This window comes from Flavobacterium silvisoli (assembly GCF_004329815.1).
GTDB classification, from domain to species: Bacteria; Bacteroidota; Bacteroidia; order Flavobacteriales; family Flavobacteriaceae; genus Flavobacterium; species Flavobacterium silvisoli.
The window spans coordinates 231,962-248,427 of the sequence record NZ_SJPE01000001.1 but is presented as its reverse complement, the minus strand read 5'-3'; the positions used below and the strand labels follow the sequence as shown (position 1 = coordinate 248,427).

The following is a 16,466-nucleotide window of genomic DNA, read 5'->3' as shown; positions in this document are numbered from 1 at the left end:
AGATTTTGGTTGTAGTTTTTATAGGTTATAAAACTATGAGTTGATGAAAATGCCAATTTTATTCAAAGTATGTTTTCATGCATTCCTCATACACTATCTATGCCTTTGGTATGCTTATCTATGCCTTTGCAATATTTAGGACAAGACAAAATGTCTTGTCATCATTTAGGTGGATCTCTTGGTATTATTTTTCCCTACAACCATTATCGATTTAATTTTTTTTCTTAGTGGGACGGAAATATTGATTGTGGTACCCGAGTAATTCCCTGAGCTGAAATTAATTTTGCCTCTCAGCGATTTTACTCTCAGTTTCATGTTTTGAATTCCGATTCCTTTTGGAGTTCTTTTGTTTCCTAAGCCTATTCCATCATCTGTTATGGAGAGGTATATGTTTGGTTCATCAATAGTGAAGGTTATTGTTGCCCGATTGGCTTGTGCATGTTTATTGATGTTGTTGCAGGCCTCTTGAATTATACGGTAAAGGTTCATTTTGACTTTGCTGGAAATATTGTTCCAGTTGATTTCGGAATCCAATTCCAATTCATAGTTTGTTTTGTTGACCTTTTGTTCTTTTATTAAATCTTCTAAAAGTTTTATGAAACTGTCTTCCTTATGGAGTACTTCCTTATGGAGTTCGTGTGAAACTGAACGAATTTCTTGTTCAACTTTGTAAATCTCATGGACATAATTAATACATCTATCTATCGTTTCTTGGTCTGATTTGTGAGACAGTACTGATAAATTCATCCGTGTGCTTGCCAGTTTGTTCATGATACCGTCGTGTAATTCTAATGCAATGCGTTTTTTTTCCTGTTCACGGACTTCGTCTTCTTTTTCTTTTTGATTCAACATCAAATCATAAATTTGTTCATTGGCCTTCTGTTGGTCCTGCAGCAACAACATTCTTTTTTGTTTAGTTTGTAGATAGTTTATGATAAAAAACAGCACTCCAATCAGAATTAAAAGTGATGCCAAACCTGCAATGTTCCATTTTTGCCGAATAGCTTTGTTTTTCTGTTGAATAATTTCATCAGTTTCATAAGCAATTCTTGCAAATTTGTCGCGAAATTTTCTTTCTGCTATTTGCAAACTATCATTTATTCTGATATACTCAATAGCATTTGCAGAAGCGTTTTTTTTATCTACTTTTATGAGTTGTTGCATACACAACAAAACGTCTGTTGGATTTTTGTAACTTTTTGATATGGCTACAGCTTTTTTAGCATGTTCGATAGCCTTTATAGAGTCATTTATTTTTTCGTAATACATTGATAAGTAAGACTGATTATAGTTTCTTCCAAAGCCACTGTTAAAATGAAGAAATAGTTTTTCAGCTGTATCCAGTTTTTTTTTGAGATTTGTAAAGTTGTTTTTTTTTAATTGAATGTAGCTGTATAAAGAAAGTGAAAGAGAATAGTTGGTTGGATTGATATATGATATTTTTTTATCATCTAAGTTTTTTTTTATATATGTCATTGCTTCATTGTATTTTTTCATGTTAATTAGAGATGAAGCTATATCATTATTAAGAGAGTACTTTTTTGAAGTTGAGCATTCGAGTTTTTCAGCTTTTTGAAAATATTTAATCGCTTCGAAATTATCATTTAGAAGACTTAAATTATTGCCAATTTTAACATAGCAAAAAAACTCATGGATTTTAGCATTTGTTTCTTTTGCAAGTGATAACATTTCAATAGCTGTTTTATTACTGCCCAAAAAATCGCAAGCATAGGATTGTGTAATTGAAATATTCCCCATTGTTTTAAGGACTTTATCTATTTTATTAATCGACAGGAATATTTTTTTTGCTTTAAAAAAGTAGTCAATTGCTTTTTCGTTATTAGATGTTGACATGTAGTATAGACCCAAATTTCTGTAGGCATCAGCAAGACTTTCAGTATCGCCATATTTTATAGAAGATGATTTTAATTTTTCAGCTGCTAATTTGAGTTTTTCATTTTTATTGAAGAGGCAATATGCATAACATATTTGATTCATTTGTCTTCTTGCTGTAGTATCATTTTTATCCAAATCAATCAAAGAATAGGCTTTGTCATTGTATTTTATTCTTTTGTTAAATTCAATAGTGTCATTTAGAGCTAAATCGATATATTTAGTGACTGTGTCATTGACAACATTATCATCTCCACTATCAATTTTTTTATTACAACTGTAAAGTGACATCAGTAAAGTGAAACAGACTAAGACTATTTTTATTTTCATCATTTAATGGCCAATAATAAATTTTCGTATATTTTTTTTATTTCTACTTTGATCTGTTCATCATTCGTTGTAATCGATGCTGCGATGTTTTTTGACGTTTCACCTTTTTTAGCAGACAAAGAAATTTCAACCACTATATTACAGCTATTTTCTGATTTTTTTGAGCTGTAGGGTGTTATTTCATCAAAAATTTTACCCGTATTCTCTTCAAAATCCCGGATAGATGTAAACGTGTACTTTATTGATTCTTCTCGTGATCTTATGACCACAAATACTGTTTCCTTGTTGTCGGGTTCTGGATTAGCCTTCTTTTGTGCGTTTGATGAAAGGAGCGATAATAATGAAATTCCAAGAGTTGCGATTATTTTCTTCATAGGCATATGTAATTAAAAAACCCTGAATTTGTCGGTTAGAACAAAAACAGGGCTAATTTTTTTGATTTGTTGATGATACTCTGTTTATTAACAAATCGAAATCTAAACAGAGAAATTTCTATTGCATTTTACCGTTTCAAAAATACCACTCAATGAAAAGGCCGCAATATCAAATGAGCAGGTAAGTCTCAAAAAAATACCTAGCTAACAAATAAATGTATCTGGTGTAAAAGTAGACAGGATAAGAAAATCTGCAGGTACACAAAAAGTGTACATTTTGTTAAGATTCTACAGGGATGGATTTTTTAAATGGAATTGTATAGTCAATTATAGTTTCTGTTCTAGATAAGGCCTTGTTTTCTGGCCTCTCTCAGAATGTCTTCATCATTACCTTTTTCAATTCCCAAAAACTCTTTTATCGCTACTTTTCTTTTATCTATAGCGCTTTTAGATAGGTGCAGCGTTTCTTGAATGGTTTTTGTTTTGGTACCTTTTGACAGTAAAAGAATTATTCTTCTGTTGTAGCTGTCCAAAGGTTTTATGGTTGTTTTTAAGTTGTCTTTAAAAAATTTAGCCGTTTGGCTGTAAACAATTTCACCTCTGATAATTTTATCAAAAGCTTCCAGAAAATCATTCGAGGTAATGTCGCTTTTTACTAACAGTCCATTAGGATATTGCTCCTTAATGATGTCCTGGAGTACAATTGCTTCGGTGTGCGAGGTCAGTATTGCAATTTTAGTACCGGGCATGTATTGCCTGATTACTTTTACCAAATCTTGGCCTGAAAAAATACCTTTTTCGGGATAAGGTGGTAAAGTCATGTCTAAAAAGACCAAATCAAATCTTTTATCAGTATTGGTGATGAAATGGTAAGCATCCTCACAATTATACTTTTCCTGAGTATTAACAATGTACCCATAAGGATTATGAGCCAATATCGACTTATATCCCTCAATAATTGGCGGATGATCATCAACTATAAACACCTCTACTTTCATACAAAAGTTTTGGTAAATGTATTATTTTTCGTCTATATTTCCAAATAATTACCCCCGGCAATGCGGTTGATGATTAAGTCTACGTTGTCTTTATATGATTTTGAGAACGGCAGTTTGGTGGTGGAATTCTTGATATAACATACAGTGTTTCCTGTATGAATGCGAGAAACCTGGTCAACATTAATGATATAACTGTTGTGAATGCGGAGGAATTGGGATTGGGGCAGTACGGTTTCAAAATGTTTCAGTGTTTTGAATGCCGTAATCATTTCTCCGTTGTTGAGATGAATGTCGGTAGAGTTGTTGTCGGCTTCAAAATAAAGAATGTCGTTAGAATCAATATAACGGTAATCGCCATAAGATTTAATACAAATAATGAGCGATTGCTGCTTTTGAATCACTGAAGGACCTTCATTGGGCGAGTCGGATCTTACAGTTACTTCATTTTCGGTCTCTTGTTCAAGTTGTTCTGCAACGGTTTCGTCTAAAACTTCAAAAGTGGCCGCCGGGTTTTTTACTTCTGAATGCGGCAAATCTGATTTTATGGCCCGATCAAATTTTAGTATAGCTTTTCTGAAATCATTGATGTCTAAGGGTTTGAGTAAATAATCGATGACTTCGTATTTCAGCGCTTCATAAGCCAATTCTTTTTTTGAAGTAGTTACAATAATTTTCGGAACCACACTCAAATAACGATACAATTCGTTGATTAGCGATAAGGAAAGGTTGCTTTTTTTATCAGTTGGGTCTATTTCAAGAAAAACCAAATGAGGTTGGTGTTCGAGAATTAAGTTTACCCCTTCGTCATAGCTGTTTGCAGTAGCCACGTAAGACAAATTGCGAAAACGCTCAGCAATAGCCAAAGTTTTCGTGACATCGTCTTGGTTGTCATCAATGATGATAAAGGTGTGGCTCATGAACGCTTTTCCGTTGATTTAGGGAAAGCATCATCAGTCAAATTTTTGGTAGTTTTGGGGAAAACTATTTTTGCATCGCGAAGATTACAATTAATAATTTCGCACGAAAATAAAAACGATTAAACGTCTCGATTTTCGTTATAACGAAAGTAGATTTTTGGGCTTAAAATGTTTAAAATTGTTGACAGAAACGCTAATCCTGTTAATATCTGCATTTTAGCTCGGATAAATACTTACAAAAACAAAAAACCCAAATTCTCTACAGAATTTGGGTTTTTATCTTATGGTATTTTTTTTTTAGATTTTCATCAACCAATTTCGCATGGCTACTTCATTTCCGATTATGGTTTTTAATTCGGAAATCTTTACGCGGTCTTGAGCCATGGTGTCACGATGGCGAATGGTTACGGTCTCGTCTTCTAAAGTTTGATGATCTACCGTTATACAGAAAGGTGTTCCCAGTGCGTCCTGTCTGCGGTAACGACGTCCCACCGCATCTTTTTCATCGTAGGCTACGTTGAAATCCCATTTTAAATCTTCTATGATTTTTTTCGAAATCTCCGGTAGGCCGTCTTTTTTTACCAACGGTAAAACAGCAGCTTTGGTTGGTGCCAATACACTTGGCAAACGCAAAACGGTTCGGGTTGAACCGTCTTCTAAAGTTTCTTCTTTTAAAGCGGTAGCAAAAACTGCCAAGAACATTCTGTCCAATCCAACGGAAGTCTCCACCACATAAGGTACGTAGTTCGAATTGGTTTCGTTATCAAAATATTGCAGTTTTTTACCCGAATATTGTTCATGGGCTTTTAAATCGAAGTCGGTTCTCGAGTGTATTCCTTCTAATTCTTTGAAACCAAAGGGGAAATTAAACTCAATATCAGCTGCGGCGTTGGCATAATGCGCCAGTTTTTCGTGGTCGTGGAAACGGTAGTTTTCTTTGCCTAAACCAAGAGACAAATGCCAGTTCAAACGGGTTTGTTTCCAATACTCGTACCACTTCATTTCTTCTCCCGGTTTCACAAAAAATTGCATTTCCATTTGTTCAAATTCACGCATACGGAAGATGAACTGACGGGCCACAATTTCGTTTCTAAAGGCTTTTCCGGTTTGGGCAATACCAAACGGAATTTTCATTCTGCCTGTTTTTTGTACGTTTAAGAAGTTTACGAATATTCCTTGTGCCGTTTCCGGACGCAAGTATAAATCCATCGCGTTTTCAGCTGAGGCTCCCAATTTGGTTCCGAACATTAGGTTGAACTGCTTCACATCGGTCCAGTTACGTGAGCCGGTTTCCGGATCGGCAATTTCTAATTCGTCGATTAGTTTTTTGACATCTTCTAAATCACCGTTGCCCAAAGAACGACCCATTCTTTCGAGAATTTCACGCTCTTTAGCCAGATATTCCATCACACGCGGATTGGTAGTCTTGTATTGCTCTTCGTCAAAGGCAGCTCCAAATCGTTCACGTGCTTTTTCGATTTCTTTTTTGGCCTTAAGGTTTAATTTTTCGGCATAATCCTCAATCAACACGTCGGCGCGGTATCTTTTTTTAGAGTCTTTGTTGTCAATCAGCGGATCGTTAAACGCATCCACGTGACCCGAAGCCTTCCAGGTAGTTGGGTGCATCAAAATTGCAGCATCAAGGCCGACAATATTTTCATGCATCTGCACCATGGCTTTCCACCAGTACTCTCTAATGTTTTTCTTTAATTCTACTCCGTTTTGCGCGTAATCATACACCGCGCTCAACCCATCATATATTTCGCTCGACGGAAAAATAAATCCGTATTCTTTTGCATGCGAAACGACATTCTTAAATATATCTTCTTGTTTTGCCATAATGATGCAAAAATATAAAAACGGATTTTAAATAAATGATTAAAAAGCGCTTGGCATTTAAAATTTTTATAATTTTATGTAAGAAAAATAACTTTTTTATGTGGAATCATCTTCTGAATTTGTTTTTTCCAAGGGCATGTAGCGGTTGTCAGGCATTTTTACTGGCTGATGAAAAGGTGCTTTGTACGGTTTGCAGGCATGAAATTCCGCTGACAAATCATCATTTGATAAAGCAGAATGAAGTGATGCAGAAGTTCTATGGCAGGATTCCGCTGGAGTTCGGCGCAGCTTTATTTTATTTTCATAAAAAAGGAATAGTTCAGGAAATGATTCACCAATTGAAATACAAAGGTCAAGAGGCCGTCAGTGAAACCGTCGGGAATTGGTACGCGTCAGAATTAAAGGGGTTGGAATCCATTAAAAATATTGATTACATTATACCGGTGCCGCTCCACAAGAAACGGTTGCGGGAGCGTGGATACAATCAGGTTGAAGGATTTGGGAAAGCCCTATCGGCACAACTTAACATTGCTTATAATGACCAATTGTTGTACCGAAAATTACATACCAAAACGCAAACCAAAAAAGATCTTTTGGGCAGAGCCGATGTCATTTCAACTGTCTTTGATGTTCATTTTTCGGAATTGCATCACGGGAAACATTTTTTGCTGATAGACGATGTGATTACAACCGGTTCAACACTTGAAGCCTGCAGCAGGGCGTTACTCAAAATTCCGGATGCGAAAATCAGCATTGTTTGTATGGCTATGGCGCACAGTTAAATGTTAACTTTCCTGAAAAAGATTTCATTCACACTAAATATAATTGTTATTTTGTGCTTTGAAAAAACGCTTTTATGCCAAAAATTGACTTCAGATATTTTTCTTTACTCTTGTTGCTGTTTACCATAGGTTGTGCCAAAAGAGGCAGTATTACCGGAGGAGCAAAAGACACCATAGCACCGGTTTTGAAAGCCAGTTTTCCCAAAAATCTTTCGACCAATTTTAACGGTAAAGAAATCAAGTTGGTTTTTGATGAATATGTCAAGCTAAAGAACGTCAATAAACAGCTGATTGTTTCACCTCCCATGAAAAATCAGCCGGAAATTCTGCCTTATACTGCGAGCAAAGTTGTAACAATCAGACTTAAAGATACTTTACTGCCTAATACGACTTACAGTTTCAATTTCGGGCAAAGCATAGAAGACAATAACGAAGGCAATCCGCTGTCACAGTACAAATTTGTGTTTTCAACCGGAAGCTATATCGATTCGTTAGCACTGAAGGTTAAGGTCAAAGATGCTTTGGAGAAAAAGACGGATAATTTCGTATCAGTCATGTTGTATGAAGTGAATGAAAAGTTCAACGATTCAACCATTTATAAGGAAACTCCGCGATACATTACTAATACGCTGGACAGTTTGAGGGTTGTTACCTTGGAAAATATCAAAGCGGGAAAATACCTTTTGGTGGCCCTGAAAGACAACGGTAATAACAAATACAACCCTAAATCGGATAAAATAGGTTTTCAAAAAGAGTACATCACTATTCCGAATGACACCGTTTTTGAAGTCGAATTGTTTAAAGAACGACTCCCTTTTGAAGCTATTAAACCTACTCAGGCTTCAAGCAACCGAATGTTGATGGGATATCTGGGTAATCCAAAAGGAGTAAAAGTTAAAGTAAAAAACGGAACCGAAATCATCCCGTCCTTGGTTACCGGTTTTCCTAAAAAAGATTCCCTGCAAATTTGGTTCAAACCACTTAAGGTTGATTCCCTAGCGGTAGAAGCTGAAAAAGACAAATGGATTAAATCATTTACCGTAAAAATGAAAAATCTTAAGGCTGATACGTTGTCGGTAAGTACTAATTTCAGCGGTAATCTTCCGCTCAGAGAACGTTTTTCTTTGATCAGCAGTACGCCTTTGGTTCAGTTTGATAAGTCGAAAATCAGTATTTTCAATAAAGATTCACTTGCTGTTCCTTTTGAAACTGAATACGATGATTTTCAGCAAAAGCTGTATTTAAATTTCAATAAAGAACCATTAGAGCGCTACAAAATTACATTGCTGCCTGGTGCTTTAGTAGATTTTTATGACACCAAAAACGACACACTTAAATACAACATCAACACTAAAAATGCTTCTGACTATGGTAATTTAAGGATTCTCTTAGAGCATGTAAAACGTTTCCCTATATTAGTGCAATTAACCGATAAGGACGGAACCGTAAAAGCAAGTGAGTACACAGAACAAAATACGACTATTGTTTTTGATGCCTTAGAACCGGCACTGTATACGTTGCGAATTATTTATGACGATAATAAGAATAAGGAATGGGATCCGGGGAGTTTCATGGAAAAACGCCAATCCGAAGAAGTCATTTACTTTCCTAAACAGATTGATGTGCGTGCCAATTGGGATGTGGAACAACCGTTTGATTTAGGAACTAACTAATTTCGAAATAATCCCTGTCGTTTAAAAAACCTAGTTTATTGCGCATTTCCATCAGTTTTGCTTTATCGAGTTCCACTATGAACACAGCGTCGGCTTCCTGTGGCTCTAGAAGATAATTGCCTAAAAAATCAACCACTTGGGAATGTCCAATGTATTGGTGTTTGTTGTGATCGCTTCCTATTCGGTTGACACCTATGGTGTAGCTCATGTTTTCCACGGCGCGTGCTTTTAGTAAAATATCCCAAGCGCTTATGCGAGGTTTAGGCCAATTGGCCACATAAAGCAATACATCATAATCTTCCGTATTACGGGAAAACACCGGGAACCGCAAATCATAACAAATCAGCGGACAAATGCGAAATCCTTTGTATTCAATAACGAGTTTATTTAGCCCGGCCGTGTAATGTTGGTGCTCTCCTGCCAAGGTAAACAAGTGTTTTTTGTCGTAGGTTTGTATGTTGCCGTTCGGAAAAACGAAAAGTAATCGATTGTAGTAACTACCGTTTTCTTCAATGACTAAGCTGCCGGTAAGTGCACAGTTTCTGGCTTTGGCCAAATGTTGTAACCATAAAACGGTTTCTCCCTGCATGGTTTCGGCTACTGCCTTCGGATCCATTGTAAATCCTGAGGAAAACATTTCCGGAAGAATGATTAAGTCCACCTCTTCCATAAAGCCCATTATTTTTTGTGATAAATGGCTTCGGTTTTCTACGGGGTTTTCCCAAACAAGTGAGGTTTGTACTAAAGCAATTTTCATATTCAAATATAGCAAAAAAAACGCACTCTGAAATAGAGTGCGTTTGATATAATTTCAACTGATTTCAGTTTATTTGATACTTGCTTTTAAATACTCGCGGTTCATGCGGGCAATATTTTCAAGTGAAATTCCTTTCGGGCATTCAATTTCACAGGCACCGGTATTGGTACAGTTTCCGAATCCTTCTTCATCCATCTGACGGACCATGTTTAAAACACGTTGCGTAGCTTCTACTTTTCCTTGTGGCAACAAAGCATATTGCGATACTTTGGCACCTACAAACAACATAGCAGAGCCATTTTTACACGTAGCTACACAAGCACCACAACCGATACAAGCAGCCGCTTCAAACGATTTGTCTGCATCGTGCTTGTTGATAGGGGTTGCATTGGCGTCGATAGTGTTTCCGGAGGTGTTAACCGAAACGAAACCACCGGCTTGTTGAATTCTGTCGAATGCACTTCTGTCTACCACTAAATCTTTAATTACCGGGAAAGCTCGGCTTCTCCAAGGCTCTACATAAATGGTATCTCCGTCGTTGAACATACGCATGTGCAGCTGACAAGTAGTGATTCCGGTATCAGGTCCGTGAGCGCGACCGTTGATGTATAATGAGCACATTCCGCAAATCCCTTCACGACAGTCGTGGTCAAATGCGACAGGCTCTTTTCTTTCGTTCACTAATTGCTCGTTCAATTGGTCTAACATTTCCAAAAATGAACTAGCAGTAGAAACATTATCCAGTTTGTATGTTTCCATGCTTCCTTTGGATTTAGCGTTTTTTTGACGCCAAATCTTAAGGGTTATATTGATGTTTTTTGCTGTACTCATAATCCTAATCTCCTATTACTTATAGTTTCTAGCGGCTATTTTAATAAACTCGTATTTCAATTCTTCTTTGTGAAGAATCTCTTTGCTGATGTCTTCCCCATTGTATTCCCAAGCGCCTACAAATTTGAAGTTTTCGTCATCACGAAGCGTTTCTCCTTCAGCATCTTGGTATTCTTCACGGAAGTGACCTCCACAAGACTCTTTACGTTGCAGTGCATCCATCGCCATTAATTGACCCAGTTCGATGAAGTCAGCCACACGAAGTGCTTTTTCCAATTCCGGATTCAATTCATCCGCACTGCCCGGTACAAAAACATCTTTGTAGAATTCGTCTTTTAAGGCAGCAATTTCGGCGATAGCTTCTTTTAAGCCTTGCTCGTTTCTGCCCATACCTACTTTATTCCACATGATGTGACCTAATTTTTTGTGGAAATGGTCAACCGATTTCGTTCCGCTGTTGTTCAGGAAGAAGTTGATGCTGTCTTTCACACGTTTTTCAGCTTCGTCAAATTCGGCTGTATTCGTAGGGATTTTGCCGGTACGGATATCATCTGCCAAATAATCAGAAACGGTGTAAGGCAATACGAAATAACCGTCGGCCAAACCTTGCATCAAAGCAGAGGCTCCTAAACGGTTGGCTCCGTGGTCAGAGAAGTTGGCTTCTCCGGCAACGAAACAACCCGGAATGGTAGACTGTAAGTTGTAATCTACCCAAACACCACCCATCGTGTAGTGAACGGCAGGGTATATTTTCATCGGAGTCTCATAAGGATTCTCGTCTGTGATTTTTTGGTACATGGTAAACAGGTTGCCGTATTTTTCTTCCAACCATTGTTTTCCCAGAGCGGTGATTTCTTCCGGTGTAGGGTTGTGGTTTCCTTTGGCGTAAGCCGCTTGTTTTCCTTTGTTTTGAATTTCGGTAGAGAAATCTAAGTATACTCCTTCGTTGGTGTCATTGGCTTCAATTCCGAAACCGGCATCACAACGCTCTTTGGCAGCTCTTGAAGCCACATCACGAGGCACCAGGTTACCAAATGCAGGGTAACGTCTTTCCAAGTAGTAATCTCTGTCTTCTTCGGCAATTTGTGTGGGTTTTAATTTACCGGCACGAATCGCTTCCGCATCTTCTTTTTTCTTAGGTACCCAAATACGTCCGGAGTTACGCAATGATTCTGACATCAAAGTTAACTTCGATTGGTTGGTTCCGTGTACCGGAATACAGGTTGGGTGAATTTGAACAAAACACGGATTAGCAAAAGCCGCTCCTTGTTTGTGTACTTTCCATCCGGCAGTAACGTTACTTCCCATGGCATTGGTAGAGAGGAAATACACATTTCCGTATCCTCCTGATGCTATAATTACTGCGTGGGCCGAATGTCTTTCGATTTCTCCGGTAACCAAGTTACGGGCAATGATACCGCGTGCTTTTCCGTCCACTTTTACTAAATCCAACATTTCGTGACGGTTGAACATTTGAACACGTCCCAATCCTATTTGTCTTGATAAAGCAGAGTAAGCGCCTAACAACAATTGTTGTCCGGTTTGTCCGGCAGCATAAAAAGTACGTTGTACTTGCGTACCCCCGAACGAACGGTTGTCTAATAATCCACCGTAGTCACGGGCAAAAGGAACCCCTTGAGCTACACATTGGTCGATAATATTTCCGGATACTTCCGCCAAGCGGTGTACGTTTGCTTCACGCGCGCGGTAATCCCCACCTTTGATGGTATCGTAAAATAATCGGTAAATACTGTCACCGTCATTTTGGTAATTTTTGGCGGCATTGATACCCCCTTGCGCGGCAATAGAGTGTGCACGACGCGGGGAGTCTTGAAAACAAAATGCTTTTACATTATATCCCATTTCACCAAGAGAGGCTGCCGCAGAGGCTCCTGCCAATCCTGTTCCTACTACAATAATGTCAATTTTTGGACGGTTGTTAGGTGCAACCAGTTTCAAATGGTTTTTATAATCGGTCCATTTTTGAGAAATATGACCTTCTGGTATTTTAGAATCTAACTTCATGATTTATACTGATGTTGATTATTTTAAGAAAAAATGAATGTAAACCGGAATGATAGCAAACAGTAGCGGAACTACAATGGCAAAGGCTTTCCCGAAACCTTTGATTGCCGGTGTATATTTTGGATGGTTTAAGCCCAGAGATTGGAAAGCGCTGCTGAATCCATGCAGCAAGTGGAAGGCTAACACAAACATAGCTATGACGTAAAGAACAGTCGCAATTAAGCCCAATTTAGCATCTTTGAAAAAGGCAACGGTGATTTTGTGCAAATCTTTATACCCTTCGCCAATTTTAACACGAGCTTGTGTGTTGTAAAAATCAGTTCTGTGTTCAATATAGGTTTGAGCACCGGTTTTCATGGCTTCTTCATAGCTTTTGGCAACCTGACTCACCGGCATGTAACCGCCGTTAGTGGTAACATACAATTCTTGTTTTTGTCCCATTACTTCTACGGTAATGCTTTGTAATGGCATGTTTTTGTCAAAATGCATAACAGCCCAAAAGTTTACCATATGCGTTACAATGAAAACCAAAATTAAGGTTCCCAATACAGCCATGTTTCTGGATGAAAAACTGCTGTTTGCGCTTGGGTTGTTTTTAGCATAACCAATTGGTCTTGCTTTTACGTTCTGATAGGTTAATAAGAACCCATCAACAGCATGGAATAAAATAGAGAAGTAAGTGAGGTAAGATAGAATTTTTACCGCCGGATTAGAGGTCATAAACAGTGCATACTGATTGAAATGCAATGCATCGCTAAAAATTAATTGAAGATTTCCTGCCAGGTGACCCGCTAAAAACAAGCATAAAAATAAACCTGTAAGAGCCATCCAGTATTTCTTTGCAAGAGATGACTTTAAAAGTGCAGATTTTGCCATAATTGTGTATAATTTGTTTAAAAAAATCACACAAAAATACACCTATTTGCTATTAACTACAACCTTTTCGTTCTAATTTATAATGAATTTAAAGTGGGTTTAACAGTTGTTGAATATCAATGACTTAAATGACTATTTTGATCATGAAATCCTAAACAAAATTATTTAACATAACTTGGAATTAAACCGCGCAATCCCATGTCTACAACATTTTCTCCTGCTGAAGGTTCGAATTTTCCGTCGACGTTCACCTCATGCCACTCAAAACTGTGGTTTATGGATAAGGAAAGGGTCACTGTTACATCGCTGGTTTCGTTGCCGGTAATAGCCAAAGGAGTAGCAAATTTTCCGGTAACCACACACGATTTTAACGGAATTCCCGAAGTGGCATGCAACGGATTCGGAACGGTTGTAGCCCCGGTTGGTGCTTGTCCCGAAGAAGAATAAGGCTGATTGTTCAAAGCAAAAGCCCAATACCCTTGCTCGCGGTTTCCGTTTACAGGAAAGATGCTGTTGCCAATGTTAAACGAAGTCAGATAAGTATTGAATCCGACAAAACTGGCTAAAGTTCCTGTATAATCAACCCCGTTATTTCTGATGTTGATTTGGTAATTCTGATAGGCCAACGAAACGCGAATCCATTCATAATTTCCTTTAGCTACTTGGGTTAACGGAATTTTTATGAATACTTCATCTTGCGCCACAATTTTCTCTTTGCTGAAATCTATAGCGTTAGCTCCACCTAATGTGGTTTCGGCTCCGTGATAAATAATCGTTCCGGTTCCAATTTGCGTGTTGGCATTTGGCGCTAATTCAATATAATGCGAACCTATTGTATTAAAGACAGGGGTCTGCGCGGCATTGCCATCGGGAATGACGGATGGTTCTCCCAAATTGTTCAAGCGAATCTGATTCGGGTCGAATTTAAATTTCACAATCAACATAGGTTTACTACTGCTTTCTTCGCTGCAAGAGAAAAACGGAATTGCGGCTGCCGCAAATAGTAAAAGGAGATATGCTTTTTTCATTGTTTAAAGTTTGGTCAAAGTTAAAAATGCAAAACGATTGTAATTCATTTACGTTACAACTAACGGCAAAAATGTATTTTTATTACATTTGATTTACGCAAAATAGTTCAAAAATGTTTGTCCACTTTATTACAGCAATCACTCCCAACGATTCTGCCAAAGAGAGAACCGAGATCATCCAATCGTTTCGCCAGCTGAATCTCAAAAAGCACGAGATGTTTGTCAAACAAGATGAAGTCTGTCGTTATTTCTGTTACATTGAGAATGGTATTTTGCAGCACGCCGTAGATGTCGAAGGAGATGAAAAAACGACCTATATAGCCCTGAAAAACACGGTCACCAGCTCACTCTACAGTTTCTTACACCAAACCCCTTCCCGAAAAAGCATCAAAGCCCTAACCGATTGCGTGCTGTGGGTCATTGATTTAGAACATTTCATTAAACTTAAAGCCAACAGTAATACCTTTTCGCAGTTGTATTACGGTATACTCGAAAAACAAATCTGTCTCATTGATGAGTACCGAATAGACTTACTAACCCTGACTCCGGAAGAGCGTTATAAAAAGCTATTAGTCTCAGAACCCCAACTTCTGCAGGAAGTTCCGTTGCATTATTTGGCGGCTTTTTTGGGTATCTCTTCCCGACACATGAGCCGCATCAGGAAAACCATAAAATAATGCCATTTGGCTACTAATTTAGTTTTGACTAATGCTTACTTTTGGTAAAGTAATTTTCAAATTAACAAATTTTCAAATTCAACAACATGAAATACCATCAAATAGACCGCAATTTGTTTATTAAAAACAGAGCAAAGTTTACGGCACAAATGAAACCTAACAGTGTAGCTGTTTTCAATTCCAATGATATTTATCCGGTATCGGCCGACAGTACGTTGCCCTTTGCCCAACACCGGGATATTTTTTATTTGAGCGGAGTAGACCAGGAGGAAAGCATCTTATTGCTCTTTCCGGATGCGCCATACGAACATTTGAAAGAAATTCTTTTTCTGAAAGAAACCAACGAACACATTGCTATTTGGGAAGGAGAAAAACTAACCAAGGAACGAGCCTTTGAAGTATCCGGAATCAAATCGGTGATTTGGTTGCAGGATTTCCATAAAACGCTGAAAGAGGTAATGGCTTATGCCGAAACGATGTATATCAATACCAACGAACATTACCGCGCGACTATAGAAACCGAAACCCGTGAAGCCCGATTTGTAAAATGGTGGAAAGAAAATTATCCGGCGCATAAGGTCGAAAAATCTAACCCTATTTTGCAAAGACTGCGTTCAGTCAAAGAAAGTGAAGAGCTTGATTTAATTCAAAAGGCTTGTGACATCACCGAAAAAGGATTCCGTAGGGTACTGAATTTTGTGAAGCCGAATGTGACAGAATACGAAATTGAAGCTGAGTTTGCACACGAATTCCTGCGCAACCGCTCCAAAGGATTCGCCTATACTCCGATTATTGCCTCGGGGAACAATGCCAATGTGTTGCATTACATTGAAAACAATCAACAATGCAAAGCAGGTGATTTGATTTTGTTGGATGTTGGTGCCGAATATGCCAATTATTCGAGCGATATGACCCGTATGATTCCCGTTTCTGGACGATTTACCGACAGACAAAAACAAGTGTACAATGCTGTTTTAAGAGTTAAAAATGAAGCCACTAAAATGTTGGTTCCGGGTACGTTTTGGAAGCAATATCACATTGAGGTGGGTAAAATAATGACCTCAGAGTTGTTAGGTCTTGGTCTAATTGACAAAGCCGATGTGCAAAACGAAAATCCTGATTGGCCCGTCTATAAAAAATACTTTATGCATGGCACTTCTCACCATTTAGGGTTAGATACGCACGATTACGGCTTATTGCACGAACCGATGCAGGCCAACATGGTCTTTACTGTAGAGCCGGGTATTTATATTCCTGCCGAAGGTTTCGGAATCCGTATTGAAGATGATATGGTTATTCAGGAAAAAGGAGAAGCCTTCAATTTAATGCGTAACATTCCGATAGAAGTAGACGAGATTGAATCGATTATGAATTCTTAATCAGAGGGGAGATAAAAGATGAACAGCAAACAAGACGGCTCGCGAAAGTGAGCCGTTTTATTTTTCAACAACTGTTCTTCTATTCGT

At 38.0% G+C, this 16,466-nt stretch carries 14 protein-coding genes; 4 read left to right on the top strand and 10 right to left on the bottom strand.

Annotation, left to right across the window (positions count from 1 at the left end):
- Positions 1-165: 165 nt before the first annotated feature.
- The 5 genes from EZL74_RS01000 to EZL74_RS00980 all read right to left on the bottom strand — a co-directional run bounded on the left by EZL74_RS01000 (position 166) and on the right by EZL74_RS00980 (position 6,351).
- Complete coding sequence (locus EZL74_RS01000) at positions 166-2,223, bottom strand: tetratricopeptide repeat-containing sensor histidine kinase (protein ID WP_161971675.1); 2,058 nt, start codon at positions 2,221-2,223, stop codon at positions 166-168.
- On the bottom strand, positions 2,223-2,597 hold the full coding sequence (locus EZL74_RS00995) for a hypothetical protein (protein ID WP_131474722.1): 375 nt from the start codon (positions 2,595-2,597) through the stop codon (positions 2,223-2,225). The genes EZL74_RS01000 and EZL74_RS00995 overlap by 1 nt, the downstream gene beginning before the upstream one ends.
- Positions 2,598-2,938: 341 nt before the next feature.
- Complete coding sequence (locus tag EZL74_RS00990) at positions 2,939-3,595, bottom strand: response regulator (protein WP_131474721.1); 657 nt, start codon at positions 3,593-3,595, stop codon at positions 2,939-2,941.
- A 32-nt stretch (positions 3,596-3,627) separates the two neighbouring features.
- Positions 3,628-4,512 carry a LytR/AlgR family response regulator transcription factor gene (locus EZL74_RS00985; RefSeq protein WP_131474720.1) on the bottom strand — a complete coding sequence of 295 codons (885 nt, stop codon included), beginning with the start codon at positions 4,510-4,512 and terminating at the stop codon, positions 3,628-3,630.
- Between the two features lie 297 nt (positions 4,513-4,809).
- On the bottom strand, positions 4,810-6,351 hold the full coding sequence (locus EZL74_RS00980; RefSeq protein WP_131474719.1) for a glycine--tRNA ligase: 1,542 nt from the start codon (positions 6,349-6,351) through the stop codon (positions 4,810-4,812).
- Positions 6,352-6,449: 98 nt separating this feature from the next.
- Between EZL74_RS00980 and EZL74_RS00975 the strand changes: the two genes are divergently transcribed.
- Together EZL74_RS00975 and EZL74_RS00970 are read left to right on the top strand one after the other, a co-directional pair.
- Positions 6,450-7,133: a ComF family protein gene (locus EZL74_RS00975; RefSeq protein WP_131474718.1), complete on the top strand. Its 684-nt coding sequence runs from the start codon at positions 6,450-6,452 to the stop codon at positions 7,131-7,133.
- 74 nt (positions 7,134-7,207) lie between these two features.
- Positions 7,208-8,806, top strand: coding sequence for an Ig-like domain-containing protein (locus tag EZL74_RS00970; RefSeq protein ID WP_131474717.1), 1,599 nt, complete (start codon positions 7,208-7,210; stop codon positions 8,804-8,806).
- Here EZL74_RS00970 and EZL74_RS00965 read toward each other — a convergent pair.
- The 5 genes from EZL74_RS00965 to EZL74_RS00945 form a co-directional block, all read right to left on the bottom strand.
- On the bottom strand, positions 8,799-9,563 hold the full coding sequence (locus tag EZL74_RS00965) for an amidohydrolase (protein WP_131474716.1): 765 nt from the start codon (positions 9,561-9,563) through the stop codon (positions 8,799-8,801). The genes EZL74_RS00970 and EZL74_RS00965 overlap by 8 nt on opposite strands.
- Positions 9,564-9,632: 69 nt before the next feature.
- Positions 9,633-10,394: a succinate dehydrogenase/fumarate reductase iron-sulfur subunit gene (locus EZL74_RS00960; protein WP_131474715.1), complete on the bottom strand. Its 762-nt coding sequence runs from the start codon at positions 10,392-10,394 to the stop codon at positions 9,633-9,635.
- Between the two features lie 15 nt (positions 10,395-10,409).
- The gene (locus EZL74_RS00955; protein ID WP_131474714.1) at positions 10,410-12,419 is read right to left on the bottom strand and encodes a fumarate reductase/succinate dehydrogenase flavoprotein subunit; all 2,010 of its coding nucleotides are present in this window, start codon (positions 12,417-12,419) and stop codon (positions 10,410-10,412) included.
- Between the two features lie 18 nt (positions 12,420-12,437).
- Positions 12,438-13,295, bottom strand: coding sequence for a succinate dehydrogenase cytochrome b subunit (locus EZL74_RS00950; protein ID WP_131474713.1), 858 nt, complete (start codon positions 13,293-13,295; stop codon positions 12,438-12,440).
- Positions 13,296-13,456: 161 nt separating this feature from the next.
- Complete coding sequence (locus EZL74_RS00945) at positions 13,457-14,323, bottom strand: hypothetical protein (RefSeq protein WP_131474712.1); 867 nt, start codon at positions 14,321-14,323, stop codon at positions 13,457-13,459.
- Positions 14,324-14,436: 113 nt separating this feature from the next.
- Here EZL74_RS00945 and EZL74_RS00940 point away from each other — a divergent pair, with 113 nt between their 5' ends.
- Positions 14,437-15,000 (top strand): Crp/Fnr family transcriptional regulator, encoded by a 564-nt coding sequence (locus tag EZL74_RS00940; RefSeq protein WP_131474711.1) that lies wholly within the window; start codon positions 14,437-14,439, stop codon positions 14,998-15,000.
- An 86-nt stretch (positions 15,001-15,086) separates the two neighbouring features.
- Complete coding sequence (locus tag EZL74_RS00935; RefSeq protein ID WP_131474710.1) at positions 15,087-16,379, top strand: aminopeptidase P family protein; 1,293 nt, start codon at positions 15,087-15,089, stop codon at positions 16,377-16,379.
- Positions 16,380-16,466 lie beyond the last annotated feature (87 nt).